Source organism: Heyndrickxia shackletonii, assembly GCF_001420715.1.
In the GTDB taxonomy this organism is placed as follows: domain Bacteria; phylum Bacillota; class Bacilli; order Bacillales; family Bacillaceae_C; genus Margalitia; species Margalitia shackletonii.
On record NZ_LJJC01000015.1, the window covers coordinates 53,105 to 74,087 of the forward strand.

Genomic DNA, 20,983 nt, shown 5'->3' on the forward strand with positions numbered 1-20,983 from the left:
GCCCCTTATAATAGGCAGGAATGTCTGTTATGAGGGGCGTTTTTATTTTTTAGGAAAGGATGATGAATGGATGCTTTTTAATCAGCAATTTTTGTTCACGCCAGGCCCTACGCCAATACCAGAGCGTGTGAAACTGGCTATGAATGAGCCGATGATTGCCCATCGTAGTAAGGCATTTTCGCATTTACTCGAGGATGTTTCCAAAAGACTTATGCCCATCTTTGGGGCAAAAGATCCTGTTCTACTAGTGGCAGGTACTGGTACATCTGCATTGGAGGCAGCGGCATGTAATATTGTAGAAGATGGTGACCATGTTGTTGTGATTGTTACTGGGGCTTTTGGCGATCGGTTTGCAAACATTTGCCAAGCGTTTGGGGCGAGCGTCCACCGCTTAAATATTGAATGGGGAAAAGCATGTGAGCCAGATCAATTAGAAAACTATTTGAAATCTTTGGATGTTCCAATTAAAGCTGTTTTTGCCACCTATTGCGAAACATCTACCGGAGTATTAAATCCAATAAAAGATTTAGGAACAATAACAAAACTGCATACAGATGCCCTTTTTATTGTTGATGGTGTCAGCTGTATTGGAGCTGTTCCGGTCGATATGGAAGATTGGCAGATAGATATTCTTGTTTCCGGATCGCAAAAAGCACTTATGCTCCCGCCTGGATTAGCTTTTATTGCTTTAAATCAAAGGGCTCGGGAAGTTGTTAAAAACTGTAGGACGAAGCGCTTTTATTTCGATTTAAACAGGTACTTAACTTCTTATTATGAAGAAACCTCCACTCCATTTACACCGGCTGTGTCTTTGATTGCGGGGATGCGTGAGGTATGTAACTTAGTAGAACAGGAAGGTTTGGAAAATGTAATTTCACGCCATCAGTTATTGAAGTCAATGCTTCGCAGCGGGCTTCAAGAGCTGGATATTCCGCTTTTTGTTGCAGATGATATTGCCTCTCCGACGGTAACGTCTATTAAACCAAATGAAAATTCTATTGCTCCAATTAAGCAAGGCTTACAGGAAAGGTTTGGAATTGTCATTGCAGGTGGCCAAAAACATTTGAAGGGAAAAATCCTGCGAATTGGCCATATGGGATATTGCACTCCATTTGATATTTTAAGAGTTCTGACAGGATTGGAAATGATTCAATCGAGCCTGTTGGGAAGGAATATTTTAGGTAAGGCTACAGCTAAAGCAGAGGAGGTTTGGAGTAAAAATGTATAAAGTGCTAGTGACTGATGCTATAAGTGAGAGCGGGCTCACTCCGTTATATGAACATCCGAATTTTGAGGTCGATCGTTATGATCAGCTGCAGCCGAATAAACTATTTTCCATTATAGGAAACTATGATGTTCTCATTGTACGCAGCCAAACAAATGTAACAAAGGAATTAATGGATGTTGCACCTCGCTTAAGAATTATCGCACGAGCCGGTGTTGGCGTTGATAATATCGATGTAGAAGCTGCAACTAAAAAAGGAATTATTGTCATTAATGCTCCAGGTGGGAATACCATAGCCGCAACAGAACATACCATGGCAATGCTTTTATCTTTGGCAAGAAAAATTCCTCATGCTCATCAATCTACCGTCAATGGAAATTGGGAACGAAAAAAATATCAAGGGATTGAGTTGTACGAAAAAACGCTTGGCATTATCGGTATGGGGAAAATCGGTACAGAGGTTGCGAAGCGTGCAAAAAGCTTTCAGATGAATATTTTAGGATATGATCCTTACCTTACCGAGGAGAGAGCAAAAAAACTCGGGATTACAAAAGCAAATTTAGATGAAATAGCCGAGCGTTCTGATTTTATCACCATTCATACACCACTAATAAAAGAGACGAAAGATCTCGTGAATGAATCTTATATTCAGAAAATGAAAAAAGGTGTCCGAATCATTAATTGCGCGCGCGGCGGGATTATCGATGAAAGTGCCTTACTTGAAGGCTTACATTCAGAGAAAGTTGCAGGGGCTGCACTCGATGTATTTGAACAAGAGCCGCCGGCAAATTTCGAATTACTAAAACATCCTAATGTTATTGTAACTCCGCATCTCGGAGCATCTACAGAAGAAGCGCAGGAAAAGGTTGCTTTGGAGGTTAGTGCTGAAATCATCAATATATGTGAATACCAATCGATTCGTTCTGCCGTCAATATGCCACAAATTACAAGCGAATCTCAGGCAAGAATGCAGCCTTACTTACAAATCGGAGAGCAAATGGCTGGAATCGCGATACAGTTATTAAAAACCGCACCAGAGAAAATTCAAATTGCCTATTTCGGGGAGCTATTGGATGAGGATACGAGCCTTCTGACGCGTTCCATTATCAAAGGAGTTTTATCCCATCACCTAAGCGATTCTGTAAATCTTATTAACGCATTTCATCTATTAAGAGAGCAAGGCGTTCATTATCAAATTCAAAAAGAGGCTTCGAATAAAGGATTTTCCAATTATATTGAGCTAACCTTATATAGAAATGGAGAAAAGGTGAGTGTTGCCGCAACTGTCTTAATCGGTCTAGGGGCAAGAATCGTGAAAATTGATGACTATCGAATTGATGTAAAACCGGAAACACATCTGCTCTACATTAAACACCATGATATACCGGGAATGATTGGCCGTGTGGGATCCATCCTAGGTAACAATAACGTAAATATTGGAACTATGCAAGTGGGCAGATCTGCTGTGGGTGGCGAGGCTATTATGATCCTCACTTTAGATAAGAAAATAGATGGACCGGTGGCCATTGAAATCCAATCTTTAAAAGGCATCAAAGACATCCAAATCCTTGAACTAACTTCCGGATATACCCTGGAAGAAGCAACTCTTTAATGTAGAAAAAATACAATCTGGTGTCAGGCACCAGATTGTATTTTTTATTATTTACATATGCTTGTTATCAGTTTCTTAATATCTAGTACCGAGTCTAGGATAAATTCCGCGTTGTGTTCTTCAAATTCGGTCCGCGCATCCTTTCCAGAGAGTCCTGTTAAGACTGCAGCAAATCGACATCCCATTTTTTGTGCAGCCAATAAATCAGCAAGAGAGTCTCCGACAACTAATACTTCATTGCCATATTCAATAGGAAGTTTTTGATTTAAAATCTCGTCTACTTTTGCACCTTTCCCCTTCAGTGCCATTAAATAAGTAAAAGGATGCGGTTTGGACAATGAAATACCACTGCCCCTTGTATTTTCCGCCTTTAATACATCGTCCGCTGTTACAATATGCTGAACGTCAAATTGATCCAGCCATCCTAATGCTGCAAATGGTTCAATCGTTTCTAATTCCGGTCTCCCGGTGCCAATTCCTATCGAAATGCCTGATTCTCTTAAGAATTGAAATAAATCTGCAATTTCCTCAGGTTTTGCCAGCACTTTTTCATCATCTAAAAATCCTTTTTTACCGGTTTGGACAGATGCTCTCCCGGTGGAGGCTAAAATATTCTTATCCCCAACATACCATTCCTGCGAACAATGCTCGCAAATAGACCAAAGCGATCCCTTTTGTTTAAAAATCTCTGATTGGACCCTTAGCTTCTCTTCGGCAAGCTTATCCAGAACAATAAATAATTCTCGTTTAGCTTGAGGGAACTTTTTGAAATCCTCTAATAATTTACTAAAATCGATCTCTAGCTTGTATCGTTTTAAAACATCTTTTATTTCCAGCAACGTTTTTCTATCCATTTCATTTTTAAACCAATTCACTATTTGTGAATGTTCTTGATCCTTGATTTGTGATAAAAGATGGATGAGTTGATAACTGAATGCGATATAAATCATATCCCAATTGGCATTTAAGCCTCTTGATTTAAAAAATTTCAAAACCTGATCTGCTTCTTCAAAAACCTGTTTTCTAATGCTCGCGATTTCTTCATCAGAATAACTTGTTTTAAATTTTTCCGGAGCTATCCCTAAATAATTTTCACTATACAAAAGCTCCCAAACCGTTAGGGCAGACGCATCAAAATAACGTTCTTCACTCAATAAAACACCATCAACATCAAATAAAATAGTTTGAACCAACGACGAATCCTCCTATCACACTTATATCTCACTAGTTTATCACAGTAAAGTGTATTACACGTTAGATTTTGAAAAAAAGGGAAAAGGAACTTTTCCATCATCGCATCAAAAAATGGGACAAGGGAACCGTCCCTCATCCCACTTTACTGGTGGATTGAATCGAATTTGCCAGACTTGTAAAGAGTGGCATTTTTTCCAAATCAGCGTTGCCACCGCTAATGATAATACCAACATGCTTACCTGCCATTCTTACCTTCCCAGAAATTACGGCTGCTAATGCAGCTGCTCCGGCGCCTTCTACAAACATTTTTTCTCTTTCCAGCATCATAATCATGGCTTGCGCAATTTCCTCATCCGTTACGGAAACAATATTATCAACATATCGGTGTATGATAGGAAATGTTAATTCCCCAGGTTCCTTGACCAGGATACCATCTGCAATTCCCCCCACTTTTAATAGCCGGGTTTTCCCAACTCCATGGTAACAGTTATAGGTTGCCAAAGCTCCGGTCGATTGAACACCAATGATCTTGATCGTTGGATATAAGTTTTTAATGAGGGTAGCGACACCGGAAATTAATCCTCCACCCCCAACTGGAACAACGATAGCATCCAATTCTGAACATTGCTGGACCATTTCAAGTGCAATGGTTCCTTGGCCAGCTATTACCTCATAATCGTCAAATGCATGGACGAAGGTCGCACCGTTCTTTTGTTGTGTGAGAACTGCAGCCTCGTATGCTTCCTGGTAAGACTCTCCTGTTATTACTACTTCCGCACCATAAGCTTGTGTTGCTTTCACCTTCGCGATAGGTGTACCCTCCGGCATAAAGATTTTTGCTTTCATTCCTCTTTTGGCTGCTGAATATGCGACACCTTGGGCGTGATTTCCCGCTGAAGCTGCAATAACCCCTCTGGAAGCAGCTATATCGCTCAAGGAAAGTACTTTATTCAAGGCACCCCGAATTTTAAATGAACCTGTACGCTGCAAGTTTTCCATTTTCAAATAAAGCTTTGATCCTGTTAATTCATTGAAGGTTTTCGATTCATTTAAAGGCGTGCGGTGGACAACACTCATTAAATGTTCAAATGCCTCAATTATTTGGTTAGTCTGCAAGTAATCCCCAATTCATTCACCTTCCTGTTGTTAATTCATAGTTTTTAATTTTATCTTCATGGACTAATGTTAGCCCGATTTCATCAAGACCATTGATCAGCATATGCTTTTGATATTCGTCAATCTCAAAGTCAATCGATAATTGTTGATTATAAATAAGCTGTTCTTCAAGGTCGATCGTAAGATGCAGTTGTTCCTTCTCTGCCGTATCTAGTAAACTTGCGATTACCGTTTCAGGTAAAGTAACTGCTAGAATTCCATTTTTTAAACAGTTGTTAAAAAAGATGTCTGCAAAGCTAGGCGCAAAAATTACTTTAAAACCATAATCCTGCAATGCCCAAGGCGCATGTTCTCGTGATGAACCGCATCCAAAATTAGGACCTGCAATAAGGATGGAGGCACCTTCATATTTTGGGTTATTTAATGGAAAGTCCGACTTTTTCTGACCGTTATCATCAAACCGCCAATGATAAAAGAGGCACTCTCCAAATCCTTTTCGCTCGATTCTTTTCAAAAATTGTTTTGGAATAATTTGATCTGTATCCACATTACTGCGGTTTAACGGGAACACTAGACCATCCATTTTTTTAAAGGGTTCCAAGATTTTCGACCTCCTTCACCTATTTCTTAGACTAATACTTTTTCCTCCAGCTTTCGTACATCAACAAACTTCCCAAATATTGCTGCAGCAGCTGCCATTGCAGGACTTACAAGATGGGTTCTAGCCCCGGAACCTTGTCGTCCTTCAAAATTGCGATTGGAAGTGGAAGCACAACGTTTGCCGGCAGGAACCACATCGTCATTCATCGCAAGACACATACTGCAACCTGATTCTCTCCACTCAAACCCTGCTTCAATGAAGATTTTATCCAGCCCTTCCGATTCAGCTTGGGCTTTTACTTGAAAAGAGCCGGGAACGACTAACGCTGTAACATTTTCATGAACATGATGACCTTTAATCACTTGGGCGGCATCCCTTAAATCTTTTAATCTAGAATTTGTGCAAGATCCGATAAATACATAGTCTACCGGAATTTCGCTAATTGGAGCACCGCCCTCTAGACCCATATATTGCAGAGCTTTTTCAGCCGCTTTGCTTTCCTCCAGATTTTCTAATTGTTCTGGTACAGGTAAGTGATCATTGATGGAAAGACACATCGAAGGATTTGTTCCCCATGTTACTTGGGGCTCAATCGATTCTGCATCAATTTCAATGGTTCGATCATATTCAGCCCCTTCATCTGTTGCCAAGGATAGCCAAGATTGTGCTACTTCTTCAAAATCTTCATTAGGTGCGTACTTTCTTCCTTTTAAATAGGCAATTGTTGTTTCATCTGGACTAATTAAGCCTGCTCTTGCCCCGGCTTCAATGGACATATTGCAAACAGTCATCCGTTCTTCCATCGACATTTCTCGAATCGCCTCACCCGTATACTCTGCAATATATCCAGTTCCAACATCGACACCGAATTTAGCTATGATGGCTAAAATAAGATCCTTCGCTGTCACACCAAGTCCAAGTTTGCCATTCACTTTGATTTGCAGGGTTTTCGGCGGTTTTTGCCAAAGGGTTTGGGTAGCTAATACATGTTCAACCTCGCTTGTTCCAATTCCAAAGGCAATTGCCCCGAATGCCCCATGTGTGGAGGTGTGGCTATCTCCGCATACAATCGTTTTGCCCGGTTGTGTAAGGCCAAGCTCCGGACCAATAACATGGACAATTCCTTGATCCGGATGATGGATTCCTGCAAGCGGAATACCGAATTCCTCACAATTTTTTTCAAGTGTTGTCATTTGTTTTACGGAAACAGGGTCAGTAGATACCCTGCTTTTTAGTGTAGAAACATTATGATCAACGGTGGCAAACGTGAGGTCTGGCCGCCTTACTTTGCGATTGTTCATTCTTAAGCCTTCAAACGCTTGCGGTGACGTTACTTCGTGTACTAAATGGAGGTCAATATATAATAAATCCGGCTTTCCCTCCTCACGATGAATCAAATGCTGTTCCCAAATCTTTTCAATAATAGTTTTCGCCATATATTGATACCTCCGTTCTAAATTTATGAAAAACTACTTTAGATATAAGCAGTTAAGATTCCTGAAATTGCCTGATTTTCATTGATTGCATCCAGCACCTTCTCGATCATTTCCTTTGTACCGACCCGTTTTCCTCCTTGAACCCTTAAGTCATCTGTGTAATATCCTGCCTTTAAAACTTTGGCAACGGCTTCTTCCAGAATGGATGCCTCTTTTTCAAGCTGGAAGGAATAACGGAGCATCATGGCAGCTGATAAAATCATTCCGAGCGGATTTGCTTTATCCTGACCGGCAATATCTGGCGCCGATCCGTGAACTGGTTCATAAAGACCTACATTATCTTCTCTTAAGCTTGCAGAAGGCAGCATTCCTAAAGATCCAGTAATCATCGAAGCTTCATCACTTAAAATATCTCCAAACATGTTTTCTGTGACGATGACATCAAAATGATTAGGTCTAGCAATTAATTGCATCGCTGCCGAATCGACCAGCATATGTTCTACCTGTACATCCGGATATTTTTCCACGGTTTTATTGACAATTTCACGCCACATTCTGCTTGATTCCAAAACATTTGCCTTATCAACAGAAGTTAATTTTTTACGGCGATTTCTAGCAAATTGAAAAGCTTTGTCTACGATTCTTTCAATCTCTGACTTGCTGTACTCAAGAGTATCAACGGCTACCTCGTTTTGCTCTCCTCTTCTTCCGCTTGGATTGCCAAAATAAATTCCGCCTGTCAGTTCCCTAACAATAAGCATATCCACTCCATCCACTACCTCTTTTTTTAGAGGGGATGCATGCAGAAGTGATGGATAGGTTGTTACCGGACGTAAATTTGCGAATAACCCAAGTGCTTTTCTGAGTCCAAGCAAGCCTTTTTCCGGACGAAGCTCCGGCGGATTTTGATCCCACTTAGGTCCCCCAACAGCTCCAAGGAGAACCGCATCGCTTTCCAAGCAAAGTTTCAAAGTCTTTTCAGGAAGTGGTGTCCCTTCCGCATCAATGGCAGCACCCCCTATTAAAGCTTCTTCAAAGGAATAATCATGGTGGAAGCATTCAAATACAGCCTCCAGTATTTGAACGGTTCCCTTTGCAACTTCTTTCCCGATTCCATCACCTGGCAACACTGCGATTCGTTTTGTCATGAAGCTCTCTCCCTCTGTTTTTAGAATGGCTGTTTTCGCAAAAATTGTTGCTTTTCGAATAAGCATATAATCCTTGAAATGGATAGGATTCGCGCTCTTTTCTACATTCCGTTTTTCATTTGATAGCAGAAAATTACCGTAAAAATCCTACTGCGGATTTTTACTTATATTTCAATAGCAACAAAGTTTAAGAAAAGAGCCTTTAAAATTATCCTTTCACACTCATTTCGTATTTTTCCTGTAAACTATGGACGATTACCCTGTTGATTGCATTTAGATATGCCTTAGCTGAAGCCTCTAACACGTCTTGGGCTGAGCCTCTGCCTCCGGACTCCACCCCTTGGTAGACAACTTTAACAAAGGCATCCGCTAAAGCATCCTTTCCTGAACCGACGGATTGAAGCTTATAATCTACCAAAGTTACCTGACCGTCTACCATTCTTCCTAAAGTATTGTAAATCGCTTCAACACTACCAGAACCTGTTGATGCATCTTCAATGCAATGTCCATCCGGATTTGTGACAACAACCGTTGCGGTTGGAATATTGGATGTCCCGTATTGCACTTGAACATTTTGTAACTCATATTTTTTCGCATCATCCGGTTCTGTTTGTTTATCTGCTAGCAGAGCGAAGATATCATCATCTGTAACTTCTTTCTTTTTATCTGTTAATGCTTTGAAAGCGTCAAATACCTCTTTCAGTTTTTCAGCTGATAGATCAAAACCTAGTTCAATAGCTTTTTGCTTAAAAGCATGGCGTCCTGAATGCTTACCAAGCACTAATCGGTTTGACGAAACACCTATTAGTTCTGGAGTAATAATTTCATAGGTTGTTTTTTCTTTTAACACACCATCTTGATGAATTCCTGATTCATGAGCAAAGGCATTGGCACCAACTACTGCTTTATTAGCAGGTACCGCCATACCTGTTAATTTACTGATAAGCTGGCTCGTATGTTTGATCTCATCTAATTTTAGAGTGGTTTTCGCCTTGTAATAATCCTGGCGAATATAAAGTGCGACCGCAATTTCTTCAAGCGCTGCATTACCGGCACGCTCCCCGATTCCATTAATGGTTCCCTCAATTTGCCCTACTCCATGCTCAATGGCAGAAAGTGAATTCGCTGTTGCCATTCCGAGATCATCGTGGCAATGGGCGGACAAAGTAGCTTGGGAAATGTTCGGAACATTTTCTCTTAAAAAGGTGAAAAGTTCACCATATTCTTTTGGTGTAATATATCCAACAGTATCCGGAATATTAATGACGGTTGCACCTACTTTAATGACCTCCGTTATGATTTTGACCAGAAACCATTTATCTGATCTGGTGGCATCCTCCGCCGACCATTGCACATGTGCAAATTTTTGTTTCGCATATTTTACAGCGGATACTGCCGCTTCTAAAACTTCATCCGGTGTTTTACGAAGTTTATACGTCATGTGTATCGGAGAAGTTGCTAGGAAAATATGAATCCTCGGTTCTTGTGAGGATTTAAGTGCATCCCAAGCTATGTCAATATCTTTTTTGTTTGCTCTGGCCAAACCTGTTACAGATGAATTTTTAATAGTGGATGCGATCGTTTTTACCGCTTGAAAATCACCTTGGGAGGAAGCAGGAAATCCCGCTTCCATAATATCCACTCCCATTCTTTCCAACTGTTTCGCAATTTCCAGCTTTTCAATGGCATTTAGATTAACTCCGGCTGACTGTTCTCCATCACGCAACGTCGTATCAAATATATTAATTTTTCGCATTTGCAACAGCCTCTTTCTGTTCCTTTTTGCTGCTTACAAAAGGCATGAGCTTCCTTAATTCCTCCCCTACTACTTCAATTGGGTGTTGCTTTTCGCTTTCATTGATTGCATTGAAAACAGGGCGGTTTGCTTGATTCTCAAGGATCCAGGCTTTTGCAAATTGACCAGTTTGTATTTCTTTCAGCAATTCTTTCATGCGTTCTTTTGTTTCTTCATTCACTACTCGTGGTCCGGATACAAAATCTCCCCATTGTGCTGTATCCGAAATCGAGTAGCGCATTCCTTTTAACCCATCTTCATACATGAGATCTACAATTAATTTCATTTCGTGAAGACACTCAAAATAAGCAACTTCTGGTTGATAGCCTGCTTCTGTTAATGTTTCAAACCCTGCTTTAACAAGAGAAGTTAATCCTCCGCAAAGTACAGCTTGTTCCCCGAATAGATCGGTTTCGGTTTCTTCTTTAAAAGTAGTTTCTAGAACACCGGCTCGCGAACCGCCAATAGCTTTTGCATATGCAAAGGCTAGATCTCTAGCATCCCCGGTAACATCTTGGTGTACTGCAATTAGCGCAGGGACACCAGCATTTTCTGTGTAGGTTCTGCGTACAAGATGTCCTGGTCCTTTAGGTGCTACTAAGAATACATCTACATTTTCCGGTGGAACGATCTGATGGAAATGAATATTGAAGCCATGTGCAAAAACTAAAGCTTTTCCCGGATAAAGTCCCGGTTTAATTTCTTCGTTGTATACTTTTGTTTGTTTTTCATCTGGCAGAAGAACCATGATAAGATCAGCTTCTTCACTAGCCTCTTTTACTGATTTAACTTGGAAACCATCTTGAACCGCTTGATTCCAGGAGTTTCCCTCTCTTAACCCAATTACAACGTCATAACCACTGTCGCGAAGATTTTGTGCATGTGCATGACCTTGTGAGCCGTAGCCAACAATCGCTACTTTCTTTCCTCTTAGTACTTCCTCTTGAATATCGTGATCATAATAAACTTTAGCCATTTTTCATCTGCTCCTTTTTTCAATATTATTTGTTGTATATTCTTAGTTCTGCGATTTTTACTGGGTTCAGCGGTTTGACTGTTTTTTCCGCATTTTCCGGAAAAAGTTCCGCGTTTTCACTCGTTTTTTCCACGATTTACCTCGAATGTTCCTCAACTTTTAACGGGTTCAACAGCTTGCTAACTTTTTTTAAAGTTTTTCCTGAGATTTTCATCAGTTCTATCCTTTTTTTCTACACAATTCCCTGAATTTTTCATCGGTACGAATTCAATTTTCAACATCTACCCAGTTCCCTATTTTAATAGGGAATAAGAAGATAGATTAGTAACTTCCTTTTGTGATCCCCGTAAAAACGCTGTTAACCCTGTACGAGCAATTTCCTTTATTCCGTATGGTTTTAACAAATCAATCAGTGCTTCAATTTTTTCGGTATCTCCAGTTACTTGGATGGTAATGCTCTCCCGGCTAACATCAATAATGGAAGCCCGGAACGGTTCAACAATGCCACCTATTTCGCTTCTTGTTTGTGCGTTACTCAAAACTTTAATCAAAACAAGTTCACGAGCAACTATCGCCTGGTCCGTTATATCGGACACTTTGATTACATCAATTAATTTGTTTAATTGTTTAGTAAGCTGCTCCGCTTGTCTGTCATCATCCACATGGACAACAAATGTCATTTTCGATATACCTTCGTTTTCGGTTCTACCTACCGTGATACTGTCGATGTTGAATTGTCTTTTGGATAAAACACCTGTTATTCGATTCAATACACCACTCTGATTTCTCACGGTAGCTGTAACAATTCTTCTCATGGCTTCACCCCTATCATTTCATGAAGGCCTTTACCAGGTGCAATCATTGGATATACATTCTCAAGCTGTTTCACCCGGGCATCGATTAGAATTGGCTCATCATCTGTTAATACTCGTGACAGTAATTCCTTTGTCTCCTCTTCGTTTTCCACTCGAACACCACGTATGCCGTAGCTTTCAGCAAGCTTTACAAAATCCGGTTGAACAGGGATTAGTGAGTGAGAATATCGTTCCTCATAAAATGTTTCTTGCCACTGTCTCACCATTCCCAATGCTTGATTATTTAAAATGACAATTTTTATCGGAAGGTTTAACTCCTTCACCACGGATAACTCCTGCAATGTCATTTGGAAGCCTCCATCTCCGACAATCGCTACCACTTTTTTATCCGGTTTGGCTAATTGGGCACCGATCGCTGCCGGGAAGCCAAATCCCATCGTTCCAAGCCCACCGGAGGTTACCCAATTATTCGGCTCGGTAAATTGATAGTATTGTGCTGCCCACATTTGGTGTTGGCCGACATCTGTCGTTACAATAGCATCACCTTGTGTATAGTGGTGGATGAGCTCAATCACACGCTGCGGGATGAGGTATTCATTATCCTTGCTGTACCAAAGTGGGTTGTTCACCGAATAGTCCGTTAATTTCTCGCACCATTTTTCTGTATTCGAAGGTTCTCCCTCTTCTTCTAAAAGTTTGATTAAGGTCATCTTTGCATCCGCAACAATTGGAATATGAGTGTCTACGTTTTTGCCAATTTCCGCAGAGTCAATATCAATATGGGCAATCTTTGCCTTAGGTGCGAAATGCGCAAGATTTCCAGTTAATCGGTCGTCAAAACGTGCGCCAATATTTATTAGCAAATCGCATTCATATAGTGCCATGTTAGCTGCGTAGGTACCATGCATTCCCGCCATGCCCAGAAAAAGCGGATGATTTGCCGGAAATCCTCCAAGTCCTAGTAATGTATTAGTTACCGGAATGTTATTAGTTGCAGCAAATTCTAAAAGGTACTCAGCTGCTCCCGAATGAAGGACACCTGCTCCTGCTAAAATAACCGGCTTCTCTGAACGTGAAATTGCTTCTGATAATTTCTTAATTTGGAGCGGATTCGGATAATAGTTAGGCTGATAACCAGGTAAGTTAACCTCTGCCTCTGATGACTGCCCCAATTTTTGTGAACATACATCTTTAGGAATATCAATCAGAACAGGACCTGGTCGACCTGTAACAGCAATATGAAATGCTTCCTTCACCATTCTTGGCAGATCATTCACATCACGAACCTGATAGTTATGCTTTGTTATCGGTGTTGTAATCCCTATTACATCAGCCTCTTGAAAAGCATCAGTACCAATAACAGAACCAGCTACCTGTCCTGTAAAAACAACCAGCGGTAATGAATCCATCATGGCATCCGTAATTCCTGTTACTAGATTTGTTGCTCCGGGTCCTGAAGTAGCGATGACGACACCTGGCTTGCCTGTAACTCTCGCATATCCTTCCGCCGCATGAATAGCCCCTTGCTCATGTCTGGCCAATACATGTTTCAAGGATTTTCCGTAGAGTGCATCATAAATTGGTAAAACGGCTCCTCCCGGGTATCCGAATATGACATCGACCCCTTGATCCTGAATTAATTGAATCAAAAGATCAGCACCATTTACTTCTGCTGTTTCAACATAGCCTTCCGTTCTTGCTTTAGAACTCACTTCTTCCCCTCCTATCAATTTGCTAACATATCCCAGCTTTGCTGATTGAACCCGCGGGTTTCCAAAACTTATAGCGTAAAAGTTGATGATAGCTTGGTGATTTGCATTCTGCGAAAGCATCACGCTAATACAATTTTCAAATGGATTTTTCCCGCTCCCATGGTGATCATCCCTTTGTTTTCAAAAAATAATTTATATTTTTTTCCAAAGAAAAAAGCCTTTTCATCCTGAATAATGGTATTGTAATTAACCAAAAATCATGGGATGAAAAGGCTGCTTTCCATGGTACCACCCAACTTTATGACATTCTTGCAAATGCCACCTCATGAACAAAATGAATTGTTCTTTTTTTAACAAGTGTTCCTGTAGAAACACTCGGCTTATCCTACTGCAATGTTCAAATAAGCACTCGGAGGCGATGTCATGATAAGGAGTATTATCGGTTTCCACCATCCCGACTCTCTGTGAATTACCTGATCTTATCACTTTATCCTCGTCAACGATTTATTCGATGATTCAATTTTCAAAACTCCGCCAGTATTGGCTGAAGTCACTAATGCTGCATATCTTGCTAAATAACCGCTAGTAATTTTCGGTTCCGGCTGAATCCAATTTTGTCTTCTAGCTTCAAGCTCTTCATCAGATACCATAAGCTGAATAGTTCGATTAGGTAAATCAATAAAAATTTGATCCCCGTTTTCTACAAATGCTATTGGACCGCCTTCCGCTGCTTCTGGGGAAATATGCCCTACGGAAATACCTCTTGTTGCTCCAGAGAAACGGCCATCTGTAATGAGTGCTACACTTGTTGATAACCCTCTCCCGGCAATGGAGGAAGTAGGCGATAGCATTTCAGGCATTCCTGGTCCGCCTTTTGGTCCTTCATACCTTATTACTACAACATGCCCCTCTTTTACTAAGCCGCTATCAATTCCGTGTTGAGCTTCTTCCTGTGATTCAAAGACAATTGCTTCACCTAAGAAGGTTTTGATAGTTGGATCAACGGCACCTACTTTTATGACTCCGCCATCTGGAGCCAGATTTCCGTAAAGAATAGATAAACCGCCGACAGGGCTATACGCATTTTCAACACGTCTTATGACTTGATCGTTAAGAATTTCTGCATCCTCTACATTTTCGTAGACGCTTTTTCCCGAAACGGTTAGGCGATCCCGATGAATGGCTCCTTCTACATTGCAAAGTTCTTTAATGATTGCGCTGACTCCACCTGCTGCATGAACATCTTGCATAGAGTACTCGGAGGCCGGACTTATTTTTGCTAAATAAGGAACCCGCTTTGCAATCTCATTAATTCTTTCTAAGTCATAGTCAACTCCTGCTTCGTACGCAATGGCCAGTGTATGTAAAACGGTGTTGGTGCTTCCGCCCATTGCCATATCTAAGGCGAATGCATCATCAATGGCATCCTTCGTGATAATGTCTCTTGGCCTAATATCCTTCTCAATACAGTTCATTAAATAACCCACTGCTTCTTTAATAAGGCGATGTCTTTCATCAGATGTTGCGACAATCGTTGCATTGCCTGGAGGTGTTACTCCTAGAATTTCCATCAAAGAGTTCATCGAGTTTGCTGTAAACATCCCCGAGCATGACCCGCAGGTAGGACAAGCAGTTGTTTCGAGAGCTAATAATTCTTCAGCACTCATTTTTCCCGTCTTGTATGCCCCTACTCCTTCAAAGACGGAAACAAGTGACAATGTTTTTCCATCCTCTGATTTTCCTGCTTCCATCGGTCCGCCTGATACAAAAACAGCTGGAACATTCGTCCTTGCCGCTGCCATCAGCATTCCCGGGGTAATCTTGTCACAGTTAGGAATATAGAAAACCCCGTCGAACCAATGGGCGTTAATAACAGTTTCGGCACTATCTGCAATCAGTTCGCGGCTCGGCAGAGAATATCGCATCCCGATATGCCCCATCGCGATTCCGTCATCCACCCCGATTGTGTTGAATTCAAATGGAACACCGCCTGCTTCCCATATCGCTTCTTTTACCACTTCCGCAAATGTATTTAAATGTTTGTGACCTGGGATAATATCGATGTAGGAGTTGCATACACCAATGAACGGCTTATGCAAATCCTTCGTTTTGACTCCTGCTGCATGCAAGAGACTTCGATGAGGAGCCCGATCTATCCCTTTTTTTATCATGTCGCTTCTCATGCAATCACTCCTAATTTTCTCCCCGCATTTACTGTTGTTTTTTGTACAAATTCTTCAATGGGGGTCGGGGCATCTTTTCGTATCGGCTTAATTGTTATTTACAATAGATTCATCTGTAAGTGACAACTTTTACGAAAAGAGCCTTATTAACTAACTTGAACTTCACTATGTGGATAAACCTTTGTACCATCAACTGAAACAGCTTCACGGAATAGGGCAAGTAATTGGTTTGTAATCTCCCCTGGTTTTCCGTTTCCAATTTGTCTTCCATCCACTTTCACTACAGCAATGACCTCCGCCGCAGTTCCGGTTAGAAATACTTCATCTGCTGTATACACATCATGTCTTGTGAAAACATCTTCACGAATATCAAGCTGAGCATTTTTCGCCAGTTCGATAATCGCGTTTCTAGTTATACCTTCCAACGCCCCGACATATCCCGGCGGTGTTTTAATGACCCCATCTTTGACAATAAAAATGTTTTCTCCGGAGGCCTCTGCAACATACCCTTGATCATTCATCATCAAAGCCTCATTGACACCGGCAAGACTGGCTTCTATTTTTACGAGAATATTATTTAAATAGTTGAGTGATTTTACTTTTGGGCTTAGTACGTCTGCACGATTTCTTCGGCTCGGTACTGTCACCACTTCAATTCCTGTTTCATACAACCGTTTCGGAAATAAGGCAAGTGGCTCCGCAATAATAATGACGCCGGCTTCTTTACAAGTATATGGGTTAAGCCCTAAATCGCCGACACCTCTGGAGATGACTAAACGAATGTATGCATCCTGCAGCCCGTTTTTTCTGCATGTCTCAACTACAAGTTCCGTAAGTTCTTCTTTTTCAAATGGTATTTGGAGCATGATTGAGTGAGCTGACTCATATAACCGCTTCATGTGATCATCAAGTCGAAAAACATTTCCGTTATACATGCGAATGCCTTCGAACACCCCATCGCCATACAAAAAGCCATGGTCATAAACCGAAACGACGGCTTCTTCTTTTTTGACAAAACGGTTATTTAGAAAAATCCACTGCTCTGACATTTCACTCAAAGTCCCCTTTCTAATTAAATTTTTTCTTTAAAAATAAGAGCAAGATCATTAAATAGAATTTTATGAAAATTATTTAATTGATGACCATGATACGCCTTTTAAAATTAAGGGTCAACCCCTTTTTGATAAGTTTTTTGACTATTCCGATTAAACTGTTAATTTGTAAACGCTTCCATCATTGATGCTATTCGATTTGTTACATAAAAAAAATTTTTTCATTTTTTCTTTTTCAGCAAGATTAGTAAAAAAAGGGTTGTGAAACAAATAATTTTCAGCTTATAATGTCCATTATATAAATACAATTGTCTTTCTAAAAAGAACAACTCAGGAGTGATAAATAATGAATTCAGTTTCTGTCGGAATATTAGGTTTCGGTACTGTCGGAACTGGTGTTGTCCATTTGTTAACACAAGAACAAGAAAAACTGCAACAACAGTCCGGTAGTAATATTCATATTGAAAAAGTTCTTGTCCGCGATATCGATAAAACCAGAAAAATAAACTTTGCCGATAATCGGTTAACTTTAGATCCTGATGATATTCTTGATAATCCTAAAATTGATATTGTGATAGAAGTAATGGGAGGAATTGAGGATGCAAAAAATTATATTTTCAAAGCATTAAAGAATCGAAAGCATGTTATCACTGCGAATAAGGATTTAATGGCCGTACATGGAACTCAACTTTTGGAAACTGCCGCTGATTACCAATGTGATTTGTATTATGAAGCAAGTGTTGCGGGAGCGATACCGATTTTACGTACTTTAACAGATGGTCTTTCTGCAGACCGCATTCAAAAAATAATGGGAATTGTCAACGGGACAACGAACTACATATTGAGCAAAATGAATCGGGAATCTGTCAGTTATGAAGAGGTTTTACAAGAAGCGCAGGTTTTAGGTTTTGCCGAGGCAGATCCAACATCGGACGTGGAAGGGCTAGATGCAGCTAGGAAAATGGTCATTCTAAGTCACTTGGCCTATTCTGTTCCCGTTACATTGGAAGATGTGCGTGTCGAGGGAATTACTGAAATCTCTCAAGAGGACATTCACTATAGCAAAAAATTAGGCTATACGATGAAGCTCGTCGGTATTTCTGAACTGGATGATCCGTATATTGATATTAGGGTCAGCCCGACTCTACTATCCTCTAATCATCCGCTCGCGGCCGTAGAAAACGAATTTAACGCTGTCTATGTATATGGAAAATCGGTTGGCGAAACCATGTTTTACGGACCTGGTGCGGGTGAATTGCCAACAGCCATTGCGGTTGTGTCCGATTTAATTTCTGTTGTAAAAAATATGAATCTTGGTGTAAATGGACACCATATTTTTCTACCTAAAAATGAAAAGAAATGTAAATCCCCGGATTCTATGAAAAATCAATATTTCTTTCGTATGCATGTGCAGGATCAGCCGGGTGCTTTTTCAAAAATTACTAGTCTCTTAAACGAACGGAGAATAAGCCTCAAACAAATTATCCAAGAGCCTATTCCCAAACAACAGCTTGCTGAAGTAGTCATTATTACCCATGCAATTGAAGAAAGGATCTTCAAACAAACCTATCAGCAATTAAAAGATTTAGATGTCGTATATGATGTGAAAAACTATTATCGTGTGGAAGGATGAAAAAAATGAAATGGTCGGGATTACTAGATTATTATAAAGAGTTATTGCCTATCAGTGAGAATACTCCCCTCCTTAGCTTAATGGAGGGAAACACACCTTTAGTAAGATTGAATAATCTTTCGAATCGTTTGCAGGTTGAATTATTTGTTAAGGTGGAAGGAGCAAATCCAACGGGCAGCTTTAAGGACCGCGGAATGGTATTAGCCGTTGCAAAGGCAATTGAAAATGGAAGCACTGGAGTGATCTGTGCCTCAACTGGAAATACTGCTGCTGCTGCTGCCGCTTATTGTGCACGTGCGGGAATTGATTGTTTGATTGTTATCCCAAAAGGAAAAATTGCATTAGGTAAGCTAGCTCAGGCTGTTATGTATGGTGCCCAAATCTATGAAATTGACGGAAATTTCGATGATGCACTTGAAACAGTCATACATACCTCTAAACATTCCCGTTATACTTTAGTTAATTCCGTTAATCCTTATCGGCTTGAAGGACAAAAGACAGCAGCCTTTGAAATATGTGAGCAATTGGGAGGGGCTCCAGATGTTCTTGCTATTCCTGTCGGCAATGCTGGTAATATATCTGCTTATTGGAAAGGGTTTAAAGAATATCATCATTTACATGGATTTGCTTTGCCGCAAATGCATGGGTTTGAAGCAGAAGGCTCTGCTGCCATAGCTAAAAATACTGTCATAAAAGAGCCGGAAACGATTGCAACCGCCATTCGGATTGGAAATCCTGCCAGCTGGCAATTAGCCGTTAACGCAGCGGATGAATCTAATGGAAAAATTGACTATGTATCGGATGACGAGATTCTTGAAACTTTCAAGGATCTTGCCAGATCGGAAGGAATTTTTGCAGAACCCGCCTCCTGTGCATCTATTGCCGGGATTAAAAAGCAATTACAAACAGGTGAAATCCAAAAAGGCAGCAAAATTGTAGCTGTTTTAACGGGAAATGGGCTAAAAGACCCAGCTGCTGCGATGGACCAATTAAATATTCAGCCTGTTCTCCTCCCGAATGGGAAGGAAGAATTATTGCATCATCTTCAGGTGAGGTCATGACATATTACCTGAAAGTTCCTGGGAGTACTTCCAATCTTGGTCCAGGATTTGACTCTATCGGAATGGCCGTCAATCGTTATTTATATCTATCTTTTAAGGAAGCCAAAGAATGGAGTATCCAATTCATCAATCAGCCAGATTTGCTTCCAAACTACAAAGAAAATTTAATATATATTGCTGCTATTCATACAAGCAAGCTTTTCAAAAAAGAGTTGACTCCGTTAAAAATAGAAATGCATAGTGAAATCCCCCTTGCCCGCGGATTAGGAAGCAGCGCTGCGGCAATTGTTGCAGGGATTGAAATAGCGGATGTTGTTTTACAGCTTCACCTCTCAAAACGACAAAAAGCTCATATTGCAAGTTTACTGGAAGGCCATCCGGATAATACCACCGCCTCTTTTTATGGAGGGGTTACCATTTCCACTCATTCGGATACAGAAACAGACACATTGGTTTGTGACGCATCAAGCATTGAGCTAATTGCCATGATACCGGAAACCGAACTGGAAACAAAAAAATCAAGACAAGTTTTGCCCAAGCATCTGCCTTTTTCCGAAGCCATAAAAGGAAGCAGTGTTGGAAATCTGTTGGTTGCAGCGATTTTGCAGAATGATTGGCAGTTAGCGGGAAAAATGATGGAAAGTGATCTTTTTCATCAGCCGTATCGGGAATCACTTATTCCGGACTTACCTAAAATTACTTCATTCGGCAGGTCAATTGGAGTCTTCGGAACTGCATTAAGCGGTGCGGGCCCCACTATTATAAGCATTGTTCCTAAAAATAGCGGAGAAGGTTTTGCCAAGCTTTTTGCAGAGGAATTTCCGCAATACCATTACAATGTGCTAAAGCCTGTAAATCATGGAGTTGTTTTTTTAGAAAATTTCCCTAAAGAAATCTCTGAATCTATTTCATCATCCCATTCTTTATAAATAATTGCCCTTGCTCCATATTCCCGAGCAAGGGCTTCATTTTATGCTGCTAGTGTAACTATTCAGCTGTGTGAACAACAATTCAGGCATCGTCGGGTTGGCCCCCTTATTTTAGACACATACTCCTATTATCTTTCTTTTTCGCAGTATTTTATTTTTTTGTTTAAGATGGAAATTGCCCCCTCTGTCTTGCCTAATTTTGTGATAGTATCATATCGACTTGACATGGAGCCTCTTCGCGCATGATTCTCTATCCAGGAACCCAGCCTCTTAAGAAGCTGTATTCACCAACTAGGTTATCATGCGCTGCTCCATATCAAGTCGTGCTCCTAATTCGTTCTGCTTTTATACCAAATAAGGGGCCAATTTCCTCTCATCCTATTCTCACTACAAATTAATAACCATTTCTTCCATACTACCTACCTCGTTAAATTTCTTATGGAACTGAGTAGGGGAAAGATAATGAAGACTCCCATGATATCTTCGGTGATTATA

At 40.6% G+C, this 20,983-nt stretch carries 16 protein-coding genes and 1 other annotated feature (1 of these 17 only partly in view); of the genes, 5 read left to right on the forward strand and 11 right to left on the reverse strand.

What is annotated here, in order from left to right; all coding sequences use genetic code 11:
- Positions 1-9: a binding site (T-box leader), on the forward strand (it extends 206 nt beyond the left edge of the window).
- 61 nt (positions 10-70) lie between these two features.
- Positions 71-1,228, forward strand: coding sequence for a pyridoxal-phosphate-dependent aminotransferase family protein (locus AN964_RS22015; RefSeq protein ID WP_055741951.1), 1,158 nt, complete (start codon positions 71-73; stop codon positions 1,226-1,228).
- Positions 1,221-2,837, forward strand: coding sequence for a phosphoglycerate dehydrogenase (serA, locus tag AN964_RS22020; protein ID WP_055741952.1), 1,617 nt, complete (start codon positions 1,221-1,223; stop codon positions 2,835-2,837). The genes AN964_RS22015 and serA overlap by 8 nt, the downstream gene beginning before the upstream one ends.
- A 47-nt stretch (positions 2,838-2,884) precedes the next feature.
- Here the strand turns inward: serA and AN964_RS22025 are convergent, their stop codons facing one another.
- The 11 genes from AN964_RS22025 to ilvE all read right to left on the reverse strand — a co-directional run bounded on the left by AN964_RS22025 (position 2,885) and on the right by ilvE (position 16,862).
- Positions 2,885-4,030 (reverse strand): HAD family hydrolase, encoded by a 1,146-nt coding sequence (locus AN964_RS22025; protein WP_055741953.1) that lies wholly within the window; start codon positions 4,028-4,030, stop codon positions 2,885-2,887.
- A gap of 133 nt (positions 4,031-4,163) precedes the next feature.
- A complete protein-coding gene (gene ilvA, locus AN964_RS22030; RefSeq protein ID WP_055742494.1) occupies positions 4,164-5,108 on the reverse strand; it encodes a threonine ammonia-lyase in 945 nt (314 codons plus the stop codon).
- A gap of 55 nt (positions 5,109-5,163) precedes the next feature.
- Positions 5,164-5,748, reverse strand: a complete 585-nt coding sequence (leuD, locus tag AN964_RS22035; protein WP_055741954.1) for a 3-isopropylmalate dehydratase small subunit — start codon at positions 5,746-5,748, stop codon at positions 5,164-5,166.
- A gap of 26 nt (positions 5,749-5,774) precedes the next feature.
- Positions 5,775-7,184, reverse strand: a complete 1,410-nt coding sequence (leuC, locus tag AN964_RS22040; protein ID WP_055741955.1) for a 3-isopropylmalate dehydratase large subunit — start codon at positions 7,182-7,184, stop codon at positions 5,775-5,777.
- Between the two features lie 38 nt (positions 7,185-7,222).
- Entirely contained in the window at positions 7,223-8,332 is a 1,110-nt protein-coding gene (gene leuB, locus AN964_RS22045; protein ID WP_055742495.1) for a 3-isopropylmalate dehydrogenase, read from the reverse strand.
- 208 nt (positions 8,333-8,540) lie between these two features.
- Positions 8,541-10,088: a 2-isopropylmalate synthase gene (locus AN964_RS22050; RefSeq protein WP_055741956.1), complete on the reverse strand. Its 1,548-nt coding sequence runs from the start codon at positions 10,086-10,088 to the stop codon at positions 8,541-8,543.
- Complete coding sequence (ilvC, locus tag AN964_RS22055) at positions 10,075-11,103, reverse strand: ketol-acid reductoisomerase (protein WP_055741957.1); 1,029 nt, start codon at positions 11,101-11,103, stop codon at positions 10,075-10,077. The genes AN964_RS22050 and ilvC overlap by 14 nt, the downstream gene beginning before the upstream one ends.
- 293 nt (positions 11,104-11,396) lie before the next feature.
- On the reverse strand, positions 11,397-11,918 hold the full coding sequence (gene ilvN, locus AN964_RS22060) for an acetolactate synthase small subunit (RefSeq protein WP_055741958.1): 522 nt from the start codon (positions 11,916-11,918) through the stop codon (positions 11,397-11,399).
- The gene (gene ilvB / locus AN964_RS22065) at positions 11,915-13,630 is read right to left on the reverse strand and encodes an acetolactate synthase large subunit (protein ID WP_055741959.1); all 1,716 of its coding nucleotides are present in this window, start codon (positions 13,628-13,630) and stop codon (positions 11,915-11,917) included. The genes ilvN and ilvB overlap by 4 nt, the downstream gene beginning before the upstream one ends.
- A gap of 482 nt (positions 13,631-14,112) precedes the next feature.
- A complete protein-coding gene (gene ilvD, locus AN964_RS22070) occupies positions 14,113-15,813 on the reverse strand; it encodes a dihydroxy-acid dehydratase (protein WP_055741960.1) in 1,701 nt (566 codons plus the stop codon).
- 146 nt (positions 15,814-15,959) lie between these two features.
- On the reverse strand, positions 15,960-16,862 hold the full coding sequence (gene ilvE / locus AN964_RS22075; protein WP_055741961.1) for a branched-chain-amino-acid transaminase: 903 nt from the start codon (positions 16,860-16,862) through the stop codon (positions 15,960-15,962).
- Between the two features lie 349 nt (positions 16,863-17,211).
- Between ilvE and AN964_RS22080 the strand changes: the two genes are divergently transcribed.
- Genes AN964_RS22080 through thrB form a run of 3 tightly spaced genes read left to right on the forward strand, consistent with a single transcriptional unit; the run spans position 17,212 to position 20,488 of the window.
- Complete coding sequence (locus AN964_RS22080; protein ID WP_055741962.1) at positions 17,212-18,498, forward strand: homoserine dehydrogenase; 1,287 nt, start codon at positions 17,212-17,214, stop codon at positions 18,496-18,498.
- Between the two features lie 5 nt (positions 18,499-18,503).
- A complete protein-coding gene (gene thrC / locus AN964_RS22085; RefSeq protein ID WP_055741963.1) occupies positions 18,504-19,559 on the forward strand; it encodes a threonine synthase in 1,056 nt (351 codons plus the stop codon).
- Positions 19,556-20,488: a homoserine kinase gene (gene thrB, locus AN964_RS22090; protein ID WP_055741964.1), complete on the forward strand. Its 933-nt coding sequence runs from the start codon at positions 19,556-19,558 to the stop codon at positions 20,486-20,488. Before thrC ends, thrB begins: the two co-directional genes overlap by 4 nt.
- Positions 20,489-20,983 lie beyond the last annotated feature (495 nt).